Origin of the sequence: Mycobacterium sp. E1386, from assembly GCF_001672745.1 — a bacterium.
Taxonomy (GTDB): Bacteria; Actinomycetota; Actinomycetes; order Mycobacteriales; family Mycobacteriaceae; genus Mycobacterium.
This window is the reverse complement of the sequence record NZ_LZKH01000067.1, coordinates 1-1407: the sequence shown is the minus strand read 5'-3', so window position 1 is coordinate 1407 and position 1407 is coordinate 1. Positions and strand designations below refer to the sequence as shown.

At 68.7% G+C, this 1407-nt stretch carries 1 protein-coding gene; it reads right to left on the bottom strand.

Annotated elements, in window-relative coordinates; translation table 11 throughout:
• A partial coding sequence (locus A5709_RS07080) for an MFS transporter (RefSeq protein WP_068119106.1) occupies window positions 1-1407 on the bottom strand: 1407 nt, incomplete at both ends.

Sequence of the window (1407 nt, the reverse complement as noted above, 5' to 3'; positions counted from 1 at the left end):
CCAGGATGAGTATTGCAGTGACCGCGGTGAAGCCAACCCACAGCTCGGTGTAAACCAAGACGCCCACCGCTCCACCCAGCACCCAGGCCAGCTGCAGCGTCGACTCCGATCGTCCGAATCCCGAGGCCCGCGATTCCTCGGGCAGGTCGTTTTGCAACGAGGCGTCCAGCGAGGCCTTCGCGATGGCGCTGGAGCCCGACGTGACCAGGGTGGCGATCACGGCGGCCACCAGGGTCCCCGCCACCGACGCGGCCAGCGCGACCGCCGAGACCGCCAGCGTGCAGCGGACCACCAGCACGGCCGGCCGACCCAGCTGCAGGCGTGCGGCGGCGAAGTTTCCGGCGAAGTTGCCGATGCCGGCCGCTGCCCCGATCATGCCCAGCATGCCCAGCTGAACCCAGCCGTTGGCCTGGTGCGCCTTCGCGACGAACGCCGGGTACAAGAACAGAAAGCCGACCATGACCTTGATGGTGCAGTTGCCCCATAACGAGGTAATGATGTTGCGTCCCAGCGGCTGTCGCAGCGTTGCGGTGGCCTTCTTGGGGACCTTCTTGACTTGCTCGGGCCAGGTCCGTCGCTGCGGTTCGCTGTCCTGGCGGTAGCTCAAGGTGGCCGGCACCTCGCCCGCCGTCACCTCGACCCAGCGCGGGATGCGCATCGACAGTGCTGCCCCGACGATGGTGACCGCGATGACGACAAACAACGCGCCGGGCAGTTTGAACAAGTGGGTGCAGACGAACTCGACGCCGGCCGCGACGGCCCCGCCGGCGATGGTGCCGCCCAACAGACCGAACACGGTCAGCCGCGAGTTCACCCGCACCAGGTCGATGGTCGGCGGCATGACCCGCGGCGTGACGGCGCTGCGCAGCACGCTGAACGACTTGGAGAACACCATCATGGCCAGCGCGCACGGGTAGAGCACCCACGACGGGTAGCTCCCGCTGGCGCCGTCGTAATTCAAGATCAGCAACAGCGCCAAGGCCGTCCGCAAAACGAACGACCCGGCGAGCGCGACCCGCCGACCATGCTGCAGCCGGTCCAGCGCCGGGCCGATGAGCGGCGCGATGACCGCGAACGGCGCGATTGTGATCAGCAGATACAACGCGACCCGGCCCTTGCTCTCCCCGGTGGCCGCGGCGAAGAACAACGTGTTGGCCAGCGCCACCGCCATCGCGGCGTCTACCGCGAAGTTGGCCATCACCGGCCAGGTGAGCGCGGTCAGACCGGATTTGTCGGCGCCGTCGGCGGTGGCGGCGCGCTGCACCATCCAATACATCCGCGAACCCATCTCGCGGCTTCGCTGCGCCGCGGCGCGCGTGACGGTGATCCGTTCGCCAGCGGCGGGACGTGGTGGCGGGCTGTCGCGTCGATCCGGCTCCGGCGGCTCGCCGATGGGCGGCAGGTAGC